Origin of the sequence: Micromonospora sp. WMMD708 (genome assembly GCF_049315245.1) — a bacterium.
Classification (GTDB): domain Bacteria; phylum Actinomycetota; class Actinomycetes; order Mycobacteriales; family Micromonosporaceae; genus Micromonospora; species Micromonospora wenchangensis.
Genome location: NZ_CP186060.1, coordinates 2,735,883 through 2,750,128 on the forward strand (window position 1 = coordinate 2,735,883; position 14,246 = coordinate 2,750,128).

General features: G+C 75.2%; 16 protein-coding genes and 1 pseudogene. 7 read left to right on the plus strand and 10 right to left on the minus strand.

The features are described 5' to 3' along the window. Positions 1-72 precede the first annotated feature (72 nt). Together ACN260_RS11940 and ACN260_RS11945 are read left to right on the plus strand one after the other, a co-directional pair. On the plus strand, positions 73-906 hold the full coding sequence (locus ACN260_RS11940) for a CDP-alcohol phosphatidyltransferase family protein (protein ID WP_422756029.1): 834 nt from the start codon (positions 73-75) through the stop codon (positions 904-906). A 183-nt stretch (positions 907-1,089) separates the two neighbouring features. Next, positions 1,090-2,739 (plus strand): annotated as a pseudogene (locus ACN260_RS11945) (sulfatase-like hydrolase/transferase); the annotation flags it as partial. A gap of 34 nt (positions 2,740-2,773) precedes the next feature. Here ACN260_RS11945 and ACN260_RS11950 read toward each other — a convergent pair. From ACN260_RS11950 to ACN260_RS11965, 4 genes are all read right to left on the minus strand, one after another. Then, positions 2,774-3,061: a BON domain-containing protein gene (locus ACN260_RS11950; protein WP_422756030.1), complete on the minus strand. Its 288-nt coding sequence runs from the start codon at positions 3,059-3,061 to the stop codon at positions 2,774-2,776. After that, on the minus strand, positions 3,055-3,663 hold the full coding sequence (locus tag ACN260_RS11955; RefSeq protein WP_422756031.1) for an STAS domain-containing protein: 609 nt from the start codon (positions 3,661-3,663) through the stop codon (positions 3,055-3,057). Before ACN260_RS11955 ends, ACN260_RS11950 begins: the two co-directional genes overlap by 7 nt. 105 nt (positions 3,664-3,768) lie before the next feature. Further along, complete coding sequence (locus ACN260_RS11960) at positions 3,769-4,038, minus strand: GlsB/YeaQ/YmgE family stress response membrane protein (protein ID WP_422756032.1); 270 nt, start codon at positions 4,036-4,038, stop codon at positions 3,769-3,771. Continuing rightward, positions 4,035-4,433, minus strand: a complete 399-nt coding sequence (locus ACN260_RS11965) for an STAS domain-containing protein (RefSeq protein ID WP_422756033.1) — start codon at positions 4,431-4,433, stop codon at positions 4,035-4,037. The genes ACN260_RS11960 and ACN260_RS11965 overlap by 4 nt, the downstream gene beginning before the upstream one ends. Positions 4,434-4,583: 150 nt before the next feature. On the opposite strand from ACN260_RS11965, the gene ACN260_RS11970 reads away from it, so the two are divergent. The 3 genes from ACN260_RS11970 to ACN260_RS11980 are packed head-to-tail and all read left to right on the plus strand — an operon-like array spanning position 4,584 to position 7,170. Beyond that, positions 4,584-5,267, plus strand: coding sequence for a response regulator transcription factor (locus ACN260_RS11970; protein ID WP_422756034.1), 684 nt, complete (start codon positions 4,584-4,586; stop codon positions 5,265-5,267). Beyond that, positions 5,264-6,619, plus strand: a complete 1,356-nt coding sequence (locus ACN260_RS11975) for a sensor histidine kinase (RefSeq protein ID WP_422756035.1) — start codon at positions 5,264-5,266, stop codon at positions 6,617-6,619. The genes ACN260_RS11970 and ACN260_RS11975 overlap by 4 nt, the downstream gene beginning before the upstream one ends. After that, complete coding sequence (locus tag ACN260_RS11980) at positions 6,616-7,170, plus strand: GerMN domain-containing protein (RefSeq protein ID WP_422756036.1); 555 nt, start codon at positions 6,616-6,618, stop codon at positions 7,168-7,170. The genes ACN260_RS11975 and ACN260_RS11980 overlap by 4 nt, the downstream gene beginning before the upstream one ends. Here the strand turns inward: ACN260_RS11980 and ACN260_RS11985 are convergent. Genes ACN260_RS11985 through ACN260_RS11995 form a run of 3 tightly spaced genes read right to left on the minus strand, consistent with a single transcriptional unit; the run spans position 7,143 to position 10,019 of the window. Next, positions 7,143-7,931, minus strand: coding sequence for an ABC transporter ATP-binding protein (locus tag ACN260_RS11985; RefSeq protein WP_420117209.1), 789 nt, complete (start codon positions 7,929-7,931; stop codon positions 7,143-7,145). The two genes, ACN260_RS11980 and ACN260_RS11985, sit on opposite strands and share 28 nt — an antisense overlap. 37 nt (positions 7,932-7,968) lie before the next feature. Beyond that, the gene (locus ACN260_RS11990) at positions 7,969-8,994 is read right to left on the minus strand and encodes a FecCD family ABC transporter permease (protein ID WP_422756689.1); all 1,026 of its coding nucleotides are present in this window, start codon (positions 8,992-8,994) and stop codon (positions 7,969-7,971) included. 35 nt (positions 8,995-9,029) lie between these two features. After that, positions 9,030-10,019, minus strand: a complete 990-nt coding sequence (locus ACN260_RS11995) for a FecCD family ABC transporter permease (protein ID WP_422756690.1) — start codon at positions 10,017-10,019, stop codon at positions 9,030-9,032. Between the two features lie 156 nt (positions 10,020-10,175). Here ACN260_RS11995 and ACN260_RS12000 point away from each other — a divergent pair, with 156 nt between their 5' ends. Further along, a complete protein-coding gene (locus ACN260_RS12000; protein ID WP_422756037.1) occupies positions 10,176-11,210 on the plus strand; it encodes an ABC transporter substrate-binding protein in 1,035 nt (344 codons plus the stop codon). A gap of 129 nt (positions 11,211-11,339) precedes the next feature. Here the strand turns inward: ACN260_RS12000 and ACN260_RS12005 are convergent, their stop codons facing one another. Beyond that, complete coding sequence (locus ACN260_RS12005) at positions 11,340-11,639, minus strand: hypothetical protein (RefSeq protein ID WP_422756038.1); 300 nt, start codon at positions 11,637-11,639, stop codon at positions 11,340-11,342. Positions 11,640-11,845: 206 nt separating this feature from the next. Between ACN260_RS12005 and ACN260_RS12010 the strand changes: the two genes are divergently transcribed. Then, on the plus strand, positions 11,846-12,685 hold the full coding sequence (locus ACN260_RS12010; RefSeq protein WP_422756039.1) for an ATP-grasp domain-containing protein: 840 nt from the start codon (positions 11,846-11,848) through the stop codon (positions 12,683-12,685). On the opposite strand, the gene ACN260_RS12015 is transcribed toward ACN260_RS12010, so the two are convergent. Both ACN260_RS12015 and ACN260_RS12020 read right to left on the minus strand, forming a co-directional pair. Further along, entirely contained in the window at positions 12,625-13,365 is a 741-nt protein-coding gene (locus ACN260_RS12015) for a lysoplasmalogenase (protein ID WP_422756040.1), read from the minus strand. The genes ACN260_RS12010 and ACN260_RS12015 overlap by 61 nt on opposite strands. After that, complete coding sequence (locus ACN260_RS12020) at positions 13,362-14,189, minus strand: sterol desaturase family protein (RefSeq protein ID WP_422756041.1); 828 nt, start codon at positions 14,187-14,189, stop codon at positions 13,362-13,364. Before ACN260_RS12020 ends, ACN260_RS12015 begins: the two co-directional genes overlap by 4 nt. Positions 14,190-14,246: the final 57 nt, after the last annotated feature.

The following is a 14,246-nucleotide window of genomic DNA, read 5'->3' on the forward strand; positions in this document are numbered from 1 at the left end:
GCGGAACCGAACGAAACGGCCGCGTCCTGCGTACCCACTGCCGAGGTCGTCGATCATAAACACGGAGGCAGGGTGTCCAGGGTTCGAACCGGTCCGGTGCTCGGCCTGACCGCACAGAGCGTCCTGCTGGCCGGGCTGGCCGCGACCGTCGGGCTCGACGTCGCCGGCTGGCTGGCCGGCCTCGGGTACGGCGTGGTCACCTGCGTCGCGTTGCAGCGCGGCCTGCGCCGCCGGGGTGTCGACCGGCTCGGGCCGGCCGACCGGGTGACGCTGACCCGGGGGGTGCTGGTCGGCGGGGTGACCGCCCTGGTCGTCACCGGGTTCTCCGGCCCGACCCCGCTTTCGGTGCTGGTGCCGATGACGGCGGTGGCGCTGGCCCTGGACGCGGTGGACGGCTGGGTGGCCCGGCGCACCGGCACCGCCAGCACGCTCGGCGCGCGTTTCGACATGGAGGTCGACGCGTTCCTCATCCTGGTGCTCAGCGTCCAGGTGGCGCCGGTGGTGGGGCCGTGGGTGCTGGCCATCGGCGGCCTGCGGTACGCCTTCGTCGCCGCCGGCTGGCTGCTGCCCTGGATGCGGGGGACCCTGCCGCCGCGCTTCTGGCGCAAGGTGGTCGCCGCCACCCAGGGGGTGCTGCTGCTCGTCGTCGCCGCCGACGTGCTGGCCCGGCCGGTGACCGCCGTGCTGGCCGCGGTGGCGTTGGCGCTGCTGGTCGAGTCGTTCGGCCACGACGTCGGCTGGCTGTGGTGGCACCGGTCGTTCCGGCCCGCCCGGGCGGTCGCCCCGACGACCGCCACGTCGGCGCCGCTGGTGCCGGCGGTCGTGGCGCTGCCGTCCGTATCGTCGGTGCGGCCCCGGGCCGACCCGGTCACCGACCGGCAGTTCGTCGCCCACCAGCCGGTCTGAGCCGCACCCGCCGACCCGGCCGCGCGCCGGGACCCTCCCCAGGAAGGACCATCCGGAGTGTCGTTGTTGTCACGCCTGCGTCGCCCGAGCACGGCAGCCGAGGAGGTCGGGCCCGCCGGACCCGACGGGCCTTCCGGTGCCGTCGAGCCGTCCGGGGCGGCCGGTCCGGACGCCGCCGATCCGTCGCCCACGGACCGGACGGGCCGGGGACGGTGGCGTACCGTCGCCGGGCGGGTGACCACCGTGCTGGCCGGACTGCTGGTCCTGGCGGTGCTGACCGCGCCGGGCCGGTTCGACCAGCTCACCCCGATGGCGTTCCTGCGGGTGCCGGTGGAGGCGCTGGTCGCCGCCGCCCTGCTGCTGGCGCTGCCCGGCCGGGCCCGGCGACCGGTCGCGGTGGCGGTCGGGGTGGCGCTGGGGCTGGTGGCCGTCGTCAAGGTGCTCGACCTGGGCATGTCGGCCAACTTCGCCCGCCCGTTCGACCTGGTCCTCGACTGGGTGCTGCTGGACGACGGCTACGCCTTCGTCACCGACTCGGTGGGCACCGGCGGTGCGGTCGCCGCCGCCGTCGCCCTGGTCGCCCTGGTGCTCGCCCTGCTGGTGCTCACCACCCGGTCGGTGCTTCGGCTGACCCGGCTGACGACCGGGCACCGTCGCACCGCCGTCCGGGTGGTGGCCGGCCTGACCGCCGTCTGGGTGGCCGCCGCGACGCTCGGGGTGCCGGTCGCCGACTCCGGCACGGCGACCCTGGTCGGGCAGCACGTCGGCCAGGCCGGTGCGGGCCTGCGCGACCGGCGGGAGTTCGCCGACCAGGTGGCCCGGGACCCCTACCGGGACACCCCGGGCGACCAGCTGCTCACCGCGCTGCGCGGCAAGGACGTGGTGCTGGCCTTCGTGGAGAGCTACGGCCGCGACGCCGTCGAGGACCCGGAGTTCGCCGGCAGCGTCGGCGCGGTGCTCGACGGGGGCACGAAGCGACTGGCCGCCGCCGGGTTCACCGCCCGTAGCGGCTTCCTCACCTCGCCCACCTTCGGCGGGGGGAGCTGGCTGGCCCACGACACGCTGCTGTCCGGGCTGTGGATCGACAACCAGCAGCGGCACGACAGCCTGCTGGCCAGCGACCGGCTGACCCTCAACAAGGCGTTCCAGCGGGCCGGCTGGCAGACCGTCGGGGTGATGCCGGCGGCCACCTCACCCTGGCCGGAGGGGGCGTTCTTCGGCTACGACCGCTACCACGACGCGGCGGGGCTGGACTACCGGGGCCCGCAGTTCAGCTACGCCCCGATGCCCGACCAGTACACCCTGGCGGCCTTCCAGCGTCGGGAGCGGACCCCCGGCCACGCCCCGGTCATGGCGCAGATCCCGCTGGTCTCCAGCCACTCCCCGTGGGCGGCGATCCCCCGGATGCTCGACTGGGAGCACGTCGGGGACGGCTCGATCTACCGCCGGCCGACGTCGGTGGCGTTCAACCCGAAGGACGTGGTGGGGCGCAGCACCACCGAGGTGCGCACCGGCTACCGGCGGGCCGTCGAGTACTCGCTGAACAGCCTGATCTCCTACGTCGAGACGTACGGCGACGACGACACGGTGCTGGTCTTCCTCGGTGACCACCAGCCGTCCCCGCTGGTCACCGGCCCGAACGCGAGCCGGGACGTGCCGATCACCGTGCTCGCCCGCGACCCGGCGGTGCTGGCCCGGGTCTCCGGCTGGGGCTGGCACGAGGGGCTGCGCCCCGGACCGGACGCCCCGGTGTGGCCGATGGACACCTTCCGCGACCGCTTTCTCGCCGCGTTCGGCCCGCAGCCACCCGCCCACGTCGCCGCGCCGCGCTGAGGTCCCGCGCCGGCCGTCCGGTGCCGCCGGACGGTCAGCGTTTCGCGGCCACCCTGACCGCGTTGCACACGTCGACCACGCCGGGCACCTGCCAGGCGACCTGGCCGGCGAGCTGCCGGGCGTCGACGTCGGGGGCGATCCCGCCGAGGATCGCCACCCGGTTCTGCACGGTGACGGTGATCCGCCGGGCCCGCAGGCCGACCCCACCGACGATCCGGTACGCCACCTCGGCGGCCAGCCGGACGTCCTCCCCGGGTGGGCCGGGCGGGTCGGGTTCGGGACGGAACCAGCTGTCGTCGGGCAGCGGCCACGGCATCACCATGCCGTGCTCCTCTCCCGGGGCTGCCCGGTCGCGGCGGACCGGGACCAGTCCACCGCCGCCCGGCGGGTGTCGAAGACCGGGAACACCCGGTCCAGCCGCATGGTGTGCAGCACGGTACGGACGAACCGGGACGGCCCGGCGAGGCTGAGTTGCCGGTCCCGCTGGCGGGCGTCCTGCCGGGCCCGGACCAGCTCCCCGAGCGCGGTGGAGTCGATCAGGTGCACCCGGGCCAGGTCCACCACCACGTGCCGGTCGGCCCCGACGGCCTCCGCCAGCGCGCCGTGCAGGACGTCACCGGTGGCGAGGTCCAGGTCACCGGCGGCGGTGACGACCGCGACCTCGTCGAGGTGCTCGACGCCCAGCACGCCGAGCGGGTCGGCGCGGCGCGGGGCACGCGTGGGCGCCGGATCCGGCTCGGGGGCCAGTTCGCAGCGGGGGCAACGGTGCGGCCCGGTGGCGAACGGCGACCCGGTCCAGCCCTGCTCGGCGACGAACGTCCAGACCACCTCGGCGTCGGGCAGGACGCAGGCCGGGCCGCTCGCCACCGCCCCGCAGCTGTCACAGATCAGCGTCATCAGCGGTTCGTCCGGTACGACGGTCATCGGATCTCCTCCTCGAGGACGGCCGTGGCTCTCCGGTGGTCGTGGCCCGGCGCGCGGTGGTCGACCGGAGACCCCGCGCACCGGACCACGACCGGTTCCGGTGGGTCAGGGCTCGGTCCGGCCGCCGGCGGTGCCGACGACCAGTGCCACGGCGACCCCGGCCAGGCCGACCTGCACGATCAGCTGCCGTAGCGTGAAACCGTCGCTGTCGATGCCGACCAGCCGGCTGACGATGGTGCCGAGCAGCGCGGCGACCAGGCCGACGGCCAGGGTGAGCCAGAGCGGGACCTGCGTACGGCCGCCGCCGACGAGCCGTCCCAACGCGCCGATGACGAGCCCGACGAGGACGGCGGCGACGATCCCGGGCACGCTCACCGGCTGTGCTCCCGGACCAGCTCCCGGGCGGGCTGCCGGTGGGCGGCGGACGGGACCTGCCCGCCGTCCACCCGCAGGGCCCGTGGGGTGGTGACCATCGGCAGCACCCGGGACACCCGGGCGGCGCTCAGCACGCGCAACGCCCGGGCGCTCGGGTCCCGCAGGGTCAGCACGCCTCCGTGGCGGGCCAGCTCGCGGTGCACGTCGAGCAGCAACCCGATCGCGGCGGCGTCGAGATGCCGGCACTCGGACAGGTCCACCACCACGTGGGCCGGGCGCAGCGCGACGAGCCGGTCGAAGACCTGCCGGGACCGGGCCAGCGAGGCCAGGTCCAGGTCGTCGGTGACGCACACCTCCACCAGCGGTACGGTGCACTCCGGGCGGGACGCTCCCACGACTCGGCCTCCTTCCACGCTCGCTGTCCGGCCCCAGCCTCCGGGGTGAGGTTGGCGACCGCCGCGCGGACGTATGTCAGTTGCGTGACAAATCCCGCGTTCGCCGTGCCCGGTTCGTCATCGTCGCCGCCCACCGGGCACGATTTCCCGATGGCGGGCGTACTGGTGATCGAGGACGACGACCGGATCCGTCTGGCGCTGCTGCTGGCCCTGGAGGACGAGGGCTACCTGGCGCGCGGGGCGGCCACGGCCGAGGAGGGGTTGCGGGCGCAGCGGCAGGACACCGCCGACTACGTCCTGGTCGACCTGATGCTGCCCGGTCTGGACGGTTTCGAGTGCATCAGGCAGTTGCGCCGCGACGACGACGTGCCGATCGTGGTGGTCAGCGCCCGCGACGACACCCACGACATCGTCGCCGCGTTGGAGGCGGGCGCGGACGACTACCTGGTCAAGCCGGTCGCCATCAAGGAACTCTCGGCCCGGCTGCGGGCGCTGCGCCGCCGGGGGCGGACCGCCGTCGCACCGTCGGCGGCGGTTCCGGTGCTGGTCTTCGGCGCGTTGGAGATCAGTCCGGAGGCCGGTGAGGTGCGCCGGTCGGGGCGGCCGGTGCCGGTGACCCGCACCGAGTTCCGGTTGCTCTGCGAGCTGGCCGAGCACGCCGGCCGGGTGCTGTCCCGCCAGCAGCTGCTCAGCCGGGTGTGGGGCTACGAGACGGGCGACGAGCGGCTGGTCGACGTGCACGTGGGCCGGTTGCGGCAGAAGATCGAGGCCGATCCGGCGAACCCCCGGCACCTGGTCACCCTGCGGGGCCTCGGCTACAAGCTGCAACGATGAGGCGGCTCGGCCTGCGGGCCCGGGTCACCGCCGCGTTCGCGATCGGGGCGCTGCTGCTGTCGGCGCTGATGGCGCTGATCTCGTACGAGCTGGTGCGCCGCTCGCTGCTCGACGAGCGGGAGCGAACGGCGTTGCGGGCGGCGTACTTCGACGCGGCGGTGGTCCGGGCCGGCCTGGACACCGACACCCCGGACGTCTACGAGGTGCTGCGCACCCTGGACACCGGGGGTAGCCGCCGGGCCCTGGTGCACCGCGACGGCCGCTGGTACGCCCGCACCGCCGACGAGGGCCCCTCGGGCGCGGTGCCGGCTGGGCTGATGGCGATGGTCGCCGGCGGTGAACCGGCGGTGCAGCGGGTCCGGGTCGACGGGCAGCCGGCGCTGCTGGTCGGGGTGCCGCTGGCCGACTCGACCGGCTACTACGAGATCACCTCGCTGCGGGAGCTGGAGCAGACCTTCCAGGTGCTGGCCCTGGCGTTGACCGTGGTGGCGGTCACCGTGGCCGGCTCCGGCGCGGCACTGGGCTGGTACGCCACCCGGCACGGGCTGCGGCCGTTGACGGCGGTGGCCGACGCGGCCGAGAAGATCGCGGCGGGGGACGTGACGGCCCGGCTCGCCCCCGGCACCGACCCGGACCTGGCCCGGCTGTCCACCTCGTTCAACCGGATGGCCGACCAGGTGGCGGTCCGTATCGAGCGGGACCGGCGGTTCGCCGCCGACGTCGCCCACGAGCTGCGCTCGCCGTTGCAGACGCTGTCGGCGGCGGCGAGCGTGCTGTCCCGTAGGCGGGACCGGTTGGACGACCGGACGGCCATGGCCGCCGGCCTGGTCAGCGAGGAGATCACCCGGTTCCAGCAGTTGGTCAACGACCTGATCGAGTTGGCCCGCAGCGACCGGCCGGCGCAGCGGGAGGAGGTCGACGTGGTGGCGCTGGCCCGGGACGTGTGCCGGGGGCGGGGCCTGCCCGGGTCGCTGGTGGAGGCCGGCCCGCCCGCGCCGGGACGCTGGTCGGTCGACCCCCGACGGCTGGAGCAGTTGCTGGTCAACCTGTTGGACAACGCGGTGCGCTACGGCGGCGGCCCGGTCGCGGTGCGGCTGTGGCTCTCCGACGGCACGGGGGTGGTCGAGGTCGACGACGCCGGCCCGGGGGTGCCGGTGGCCGACCGGGAGGTGGTCTTCGACCGGTTCGTCCGGGGGCGGGCCGCGCACGACCGGGCCGGCGGCGACGGGACCGGCCTGGGCCTGGCGCTGGTCGCCCAGCACGCCGCCGCCCACGGTGGACGGGCCGGCGTGTCCGACCGGCCCGGCGGCGGCGCCCGCTTCCGGGTGGAGCTGCCGGGGAGCCGACCGTGACCCGCCGGGTGGCGTCGACACTGCTGGTGGCACTGCTGCTGGCCGGCTGCGGGGTGCCGGCCGATGAGCGGCCCCGGGCGGTCCAACCGCCGTTCGGTCCGCCCGCCGCCCCGGCCGCGAGCAGTGCCCCGGGCCGGGTGGAGCAGGCGTTCTGCCTGGTCCGTGGCGGTCAACTGGTGCGTACGGTCCGGCAGGTCGACGCGGCCGGCGGGGTGGACGGGCACCTGCGCCGCCTGCTGGAAGGCCCCACCCGGGCCGAACGGGCGGTCGGCCTCGGTACCGCCCTGCCCGGCGCGGTGCACGTGCTCGGCGTCCGGCTGGTCGACGGGCGGGCCCAGGTGGAGGTGGAGCCGCCGGGGGAGGAGTCCGGTCGCAGCGACGAGGTGCTCGCCTACGGTCAGATCGTCTGCACCCTGGACAGCCGCTCCGACGTCGCCGGGGTGTCGTTCCTGCTGCGCGGCCGGCCGCTGGAGGTGCCCCGCGCCGACGGCTCGCTGTCGACCGGGCCGCTGACCGCCGCCGACTACCCGGCGCTGACCGGCCCGGACTGACGCCCGCGCCGGGCCCGGGGCACGACCAGCGGGGTGCCCGTCTCCGGGTCCTCGACGATCCGGCAGGGCAGCCCGAACACCTCCTCGACGAGGGCGGCGGTGACCACCTCGCGCGGGTCGCCCTGGGCCACCACCCGACCGTCGCGCATGGCGATCAGGTGGGTGGCCCAGCGGGCGGCGTGGTGCAGGTCGTGCAGCACCGCGACCAGGGTGCGGCCCTGCTCCTCGTGCAGCCGGGCGCACAGGTCGAGCACCTCGATCTGGTGCGCGACGTCCAGGTAGGTGGTGGGTTCGTCGAGCAGCAGCAGGGAGGTCTGCTGGGCCAGTGCCATCGCGATCCAGACCCGCTGCCGCTGCCCGCCGGAGAGTTCGTCGACGGGCCGTGCGGCCAGCTCGGTGACGCCGGTGGCGGCCATCGACTCGGCCACCACCCGCTCGTCCTCGGCCGACCACTGCCGCAGCAGTCCCTGGTGCGGGTAGCGGCCCCGGGCGACCAGGTCGGCCACGGTGATGCCCTCCGGCGCGACCGACGACTGCGGCAGCAGGCCGAGGGTGCGGGCCACCTCCCGGGACCGCATCGTGTGGATGTCCCGGCCGTCGAGCAGCACGGTGCCGGCGGTCGGCCGCAGCGTCCGCGCCAGGGCCCGCAGCAGGGTGGACTTGCCGCAGGCGTTGGGGCCGATCACCACCGTGAACGACCGGTCGGGCACGGCCACCGTGAGATCCCGGGCCACCACCCGCCGTTCGTAGGCCAGGGTCATCCCGACCCCGCCGAGTCGACTCGTCACCGCGTCCTCCTCAGATCCGTGCCGCGCGACGGCGCGTGGCGAGCAGCCACACCAGGTATGCCCCGCCGATCAGCCCGGTGACCACCCCGACGGGGAGTTGGTGGCCCTCGATGGTCCGCTGGGCGGCCAGGTCGGCGGTGAGCAGCAGCACCGCCCCGGTGGCGGTTGCGGCGGCCAGGTTCGGCCCGGGTGCCCGGGTGAGCCGGCGGGCCAGGTGCGGCGCGACCAGGGCCACGAAGGACACCGGCCCGGCGGCGGCCGCCGCCCCGGCGGCGAGCAGCACCGCCGCGCCGAGCAGCAGTTGCCGCACCAGCGACACCGGCACGCCGAGCGCGGTGGCGGTGTCGTCGCCCAGCTCGATCAGGGACAGCGCGCGGGCGGTGCCGGCCACCACCGGCGTCAGCAGCGCCAGCAGGCCGAGCAGCGGGACGGCCTGCGCCCAGTCCCGCCCGTCGAGGCTGCCGGTGAGCCAGAGCACGGCGCGCGCCGCGTCCATCAGCGGGGCACGGGTGAGCAGCCACCCGTTGACGCCGGTGAGGATCGCCGTGGTGCCGATACCGACCAGCACCAGCCGGTAGCCGTGCACGCCGTGCCGGCCGGCCACCGTCCACAGCAGCAGGCCGGTGGCGAGGCCGCCGAGCAGCGCCGCGCCGGACAGCAGCAGGGTGCCGCCACCGGCCACCACCACGATCAGCGCGCCGGTCGACGCGCCCTGGGTGACGCCGAGCACGTCGGGGCTGCCCAACGGGTTGCGGACCAGCGACTGGAGGATCGCGCCGGACAGCGCCAGGGCGGCCCCGACACCGAGCGCGGTCACCAACCGGGGCAGCCGCAGTTCGCCGACGATGAAGTTCTCGGCGACGCTGCCGCCGCCGGTCAGCGTGCGCAGCACGTCGGCGGTGCTCATCGGATAGTCGCCGCCACCGATGGCGAGCACCCCGAGGACGACGCTCAGGGCGGCGGCCACCAGCCCGACGGTCACGCTCCGGCCGCGCCAGCGTACCGAGCGGGTGCCGATGCGGACCGCCCGTGCCAGCGGCCGGGGCGGTGGGGCGGCGGATCGGGTGCGGCTCACCGGCGGGCCACCAGACGCAGGAACAGCGGGCCGCCGAGCACGGCGGTGACCAGGCCGACCTGGAGTTCCCCGGGTCGGCCGAGGACCCGGCCGAGCACGTCGGCGCCGAGCAGCAGCACCGGGGCGAGCACCGCCGCGTACGGCAGCAGCCAGCGCAGGTCCGGGCCGGTCAGCGCGCGCACCAGGTGGGGGACGAGCAGGCCGACGAAGACGATCGGGCCGCAGGCGGCGGTGGCCGCGCCGCACAGCAGGGTGACGGCGGTGACCGTACCGGCCCGGACCAGGGCGGGGCTGGCGCCCAGCGCGCGGGCCGCGTCGTCGCCCAGGGCCAGGGCGTTGAGCGGGCGGGCCCCGGCCAGCCCGACCAGCAGGCCGGCCAGGATGAACGGGGCCACCGTGGCGACGGTGGTGAAGTCGGCGGTGGCCAGCGAACCGACCGTCCAGAACCGCAGCCGGTCCAGCGAGGCCGCGTCGAGCAGCATCACCGCGCTGACGAACGAGTAGAGCACCGCGTTGAGGGCGGCCCCGGCCAGCGCGAGCCGTTCCGGCGTGGCCTGTCGGCCGCCGCCGACGGCGTGCACCGCCACCGTGACGACCACCGCTCCGAGCAGGGCGAACCAGATCCACCCCCGGACCGTGGCGACGCCGAACAGGGCGGTGGCGGTGGCCACGGCGGCGGACGCGCCGGCGTTGATGCCGAGCAGACCCGGGTCGGCCAGCGGGTTGCGGGTGAGCGCCTGCATCAGGGCGCCGGCCACGCCGAGGGCCGCGCCGGCGAGCAGCCCGAGCAGGGTCCGGGGCAGCCGCATCTGCTGCACCACCGCATGGTCGGGGGAGCCGGGGGAGAGCAGGCCGTGCCAGACCTCGACGAGGGTGAGCTGCTTCGCGCCGACGGCGATGCTGAGCACCGTCACGACCACGAGCAGCAGCAGGCCCGCGCCGAGCCCGGCGGTCCGGACGCCGACGCGCCGGCGGCCCGGTGCCACGCCCGGTGTGGCGGTGGGTGGGGAGAGGGTGGCGGACAGTGTCGGCTCCAGGAGGAGTATGAGCGGCGCGCGCCGGGTTGACAGCAATTTAGGTTAGGTTAGCCTAACCCTGCTGTCGCGGATCGTCACGGTCCGGGCCTTACCGAAAGACGTCGCATGTTGCCTTCCTCGTCCTCCCCCCGCCTGTCCCGCCGGGGACTGCTCGCCGCCGGTGGCGGCGCGGCCCTGACCGCCCTCCTCGCCGCCTGCGGCGGGGGTGACGACCCGGCCAAGCCCGCCGGTAACGGCCCGGCCGGTCCGTGGAGTTTCACCGACGACCGTCAGCGCAAGGTCGAGGCGGCCAGCGCGCCGACCCGGGTGGTCGCCTTCACCGGGGTGGCCGCCGCGCTTGTCGACTTCGGACTCGACTCCGCGCTCGTCGGGGTGTTCGGCGAGACCACCCGCACCGACGGCTCCCGCGAGCCGCAGGCCGGTGATCTCGACGTCGACAAGGTCACCGTGCTGGGCAACGTCTGGGGCGAGTTCAACGTGGAGAAGTACGCCGCGCTGCGCCCCGAGCTGCTGGTCACCCACATGTACGACCCGGACGCCCTCTGGTACGTCCCGGACGAGAGCCGCGACAAGATCCTCCAGCTCGCGCCGAGCGTGGCGATCTCCACCGCGCGGACCCCGATGACCCGCCCGATCGAACGCTACGCCGAACTGGCCCGCTCGCTCGGCGCGGACCTGTCCGCCGCGAAGGTCACCGCGGCCAAGACCCGCTTCGAGGCCGCCGCCGAGCAGGTCCGGGCGGCGGTCAAGGCCAACCCGGGCATCCGGGTGATGGCCTCCTCGGGCAGCCCCGACCTGTTCTACGTCTCCAACCCGAAGGTCAGCACCGACCTGATGTACTTCGCCGAGCTGGGCGTGGACATCGTGGTGCCCACCAAGCTGGAGGCCGGCGACTACTTCGAGGCGCTGAGCTGGGAGAACGCCAACAAGTTCCCGGCCGACCTGATTTTGCTCGACAACCGCTCCACCGCGTTGCAGCCCAAGGACCTCGCGGCCAAGCCCACCTGGGCGCAGCTGCCGGCGGTCCGGGCCAACCAGGTGACCCCGTGGGACGCGGTGCCCCGCTTCTCGTACGCGGGGGCGGCCCCGCTGCTGGAGAACCTGGCCGCCGCGATCCGCTCCGCCAAGCGCCTCGGCTGACCGGCGGGTCAGGTCTTCGGCAGCCCGCCGGCGCGGTCCGGGGGGTGAGACAGGGAGAAGACAGGTCGCGTCCCCCTCACCGGCCCGGTGCGCCAGCCGCCGGGGGCGAGGGGGACGGCGATCGACGGGTCAGGCCGCCTCGACGGTACGCGTGCGCCGCGCGGGCCGACCGGGCTGCTCCCGTACGGTGCGTCGGTCGTCGACGACGCCGGGCGTCACGTCGCCGGCCATGGTCAGCGCCCGGTGGGCGTTGCGTGCGGCGTCGCAGGGCCACTCCTGGCGTTCGCAGAGCAGGTTGTCGCAACGCCCGGCCTGGTCGGGATGGTGCGCGTCGATCACATCGAGGGCCATCCGCCACAGGAGCGGATCGGTGACCCCGGCGGGAACGGCGGCTCGGGTATGTCGCTGCGGGCGGTCGGTGTCGGGCACGGTCTCCCCCTTTGTCGGTACCGAAGAAGAGTCTCCACCCCGCGCGCAAGCGAAACCAACCGCCCCGGGTGGGGATGACCACCGCCACGCTGCGGATCTGTCCGACAGCGTGACCGTTCGTGCCCCCATTCCGGGTAAGTCCGTGCGTTGCGTTCGCGGGAAAAAGACGGTGGTTGCGGGCGGGCCGACCGGGGGAGGATGCCGGCATGCTGTTGATCGTCCCGGCCGACCCGCTGCGTCCCCGCCGCCCGGACCCGCACTTCGCGCCGGAGGCGCAGGCGGCCCGGGAGGCCGGGCACCCGGTCGCCGTCGTCGACCACGACGCCCTCGCGGCGGGGCGGGACGTCACCCGGGCGGTCGCCGGGGTGCCCGCCACCGACGACGCCGTCTACCGGGGCTGGATGCTCTCCTCCGCCCGGTACGCCGGCTTCGCCGAGGCGCTGGGCGCCCGGCAGGTCACCCTGCGCACCGACCCCGACCGGTACCGCCGCGCCCACGAACTGCCCGGGTGGTACGCCACGGCGGCGGCGCTCACCCCGCGGTCCCGCTGGACGGTCGGCGTCGACCGGGCCGACTTCGACCGCGCCCGTACCGCGCTGGGCGGCGGTCCGGCGGTGCTGCGGGACTGGACCAAATCCGCCAAGCACCACTGGCACGAGGCGTGTTTCGTGCCGGAGTTGGCCGACGGTGACGCCGCCTGGCGGGTCGCGACCCGGCTGCGCGAACTGCGGCACGACGACTTCGCCCGTGGTTTCGTGCTGCGTCGCTTCGAGCCCCTCGCCGGCGTCGAGATCCGCACCTGGTGGGTGGGCGGACGCTGTGTGCTCACCGGCCCGCACCCGGACACCCCGACGGACCTGCCCGACGTGCCGGCGGACCTCGGGCCGCTGGCCGCCGTGGTGACGGCGCTCGACCTGCCCTTCGTCACCGCCGACCTGGCGTGGCGGGCCGACGGCCGGTGGCGGCTGGTGGAGATCGGCGACGGTCAGGTCAGCGACCGCCCGTCCACGATGATCCCGGAGGCACTGGTCGCCGCCCTCGGCTGAGTCGGGTCGGCGCGCGGCGGCCCGCCCCTGCGGCCCGCCCAGCCGGTGGTGATCAGCAGCAGGGCGGCGAGGTAGGTGGTCATCACCCACAGCCCGTGGCCGGGCAGCCGGACGCCCGTCGCCTCGACCCCGATCAGCAGGTCGGACAGGAGGAACAGCGCGCCCCCGGCAGCCACCCGTCGGGACACCCCCCAGCCGGCGGCGGCCATCAGGGCCAACGCCAGGCTGTAGCCGAGCACCGGCAGCCGCAGGTCACCCAGCCGGCCCCCGAGCAGCGCGTTGCCCGCCGCCCACAGGGCCAGGTAGCCGGCCACTGCCGGCCCGGGTGGTCGCCGGTGCCGCAGGAACGCGGTCAGGAACGCCAGTTGGGTGCCGAGGAAGCACCCCATCCCGAGCAGGAACGCGGTGCTGCCGGGCACCAGCAGCGCCACGTCACCGGCGGCCGCGCAGACCAGCCCGGTCGCCACCGGGTCCCACCGCCGGCGTACGGCGAGCAGCCAGCCGAGCAGCAGCGGGGCGAGCAGCGGCTTGGCCGCCCACTGCACGGCCGGCGCGTCGAGGGCGACCCCGGTCAGCTCGACGGCGGCGGCCAGCCCGAACGCCACCAGCCACCACCGGCCGGCCACACCGGACGCCGGCCGGCCCGGCTCGGGTCGCCGGGCGGCACGGGCGTCGCTCATCGGGCGGGCTGCCAGCCGGGACGGCCGAGGACGTGCCCGAGCCGGTGCCGCCACGAGCCGGCCCGCCGGACGTCGGCCCAGATCGCGGCGTACTCGTGGGTGGCCACCCGCAGCGGGTTGTAGGTGCCGATGTTCGTGGTCAGCCCGTACCGGACGGGGGTGTCCTCCGGGGCGAAGCTGCCGAAGAGCCGGTCCCAGACGATCAGGATGCCGCCGTAGTTGCGGTCCAGGTACTCGCGGTTCGCGCCGTGGTGCACCCGGTGGTGCGACGGGGTGTTGAAGAGCCACTCGACCGGCCGGGGCAGCCGGTCGACCCGCTCGGTGTGCAGGAAGAACTGGTACAGCAGGCTGACCGACTGCTGGAGGAAGATCATCCAGGGTGGGATGCCGAGCAGCGCCAGCGGCAGCCAGAACGGCAGCGAGGTCATCGGCGTCCAGCTCTGCCGCAGCGCGGTGGACAGGTTGAAGTGGGTGCTGGAGTGGTGCACCACGTGGCTGGCCCAGAACAGCCGTACCTCGTGGTGGGTGCGGTGGAACCAGTAGTAGGCCAGGTCGTCGACGACGACCAGCAGCACCCAGGTCCAGACGCTGGTGGGGGAGAGCTGCACCGGCGCGACGGTCCACAGCGCGACGTAGAGGCCGACGGTGAGCAGTTTCCACGGGAAGCCGATCAGTTGGCTGCCGGCGCCCATGGTGAGGCTGGTGGTGGTGTCCCGCAGCTCGTAGCCGCGTTCGTCGTCGTCCGGGGCGAACCGGTACGACAGCGCTTCGACGGCGATGAGCAGCAGGAACGCCGGTACGGCGTAGAGCACGGCGGGGATCATGGGCGACGTTCCCTTCCGGGGGACGGGCGACGGGGGTGGACGCCCGGGACGGGTCGG

Excerpts from the sequence above, each read along its gene's own strand:
- ACN260_RS12000 (WP_422756037.1), top strand. The coding sequence starts at position 10,176 with ATGTTGCCTTCCTCGTCCTCCCCCCGCCTGTCCCGCCGGGGACTGCTC.
- ACN260_RS11985 (WP_420117209.1), bottom strand. The coding sequence starts at position 7,931 with ATGACCCTGGCCTACGAACGGCGGGTGGTGGCCCGGGATCTCACGGTG.
- ACN260_RS12010 (WP_422756039.1), top strand. The coding sequence starts at position 11,846 with ATGCTGTTGATCGTCCCGGCCGACCCGCTGCGTCCCCGCCGCCCGGAC.
- ACN260_RS11950 (WP_422756030.1), bottom strand. The coding sequence starts at position 3,061 with ATGGTGATGCCGTGGCCGCTGCCCGACGACAGCTGGTTCCGTCCCGAA.
- ACN260_RS12015 (WP_422756040.1), bottom strand. The coding sequence starts at position 13,365 with ATGAGCGACGCCCGTGCCGCCCGGCGACCCGAGCCGGGCCGGCCGGCG.
- ACN260_RS12020 (WP_422756041.1), bottom strand. The coding sequence starts at position 14,189 with ATGATCCCCGCCGTGCTCTACGCCGTACCGGCGTTCCTGCTGCTCATC.
- ACN260_RS11975 (WP_422756035.1), top strand. The coding sequence starts at position 5,264 with ATGAGGCGGCTCGGCCTGCGGGCCCGGGTCACCGCCGCGTTCGCGATC.
- ACN260_RS11970 (WP_422756034.1), top strand. The coding sequence starts at position 4,584 with ATGGCGGGCGTACTGGTGATCGAGGACGACGACCGGATCCGTCTGGCG.
- ACN260_RS11955 (WP_422756031.1), bottom strand. The coding sequence starts at position 3,663 with ATGACCGTCGTACCGGACGAACCGCTGATGACGCTGATCTGTGACAGC.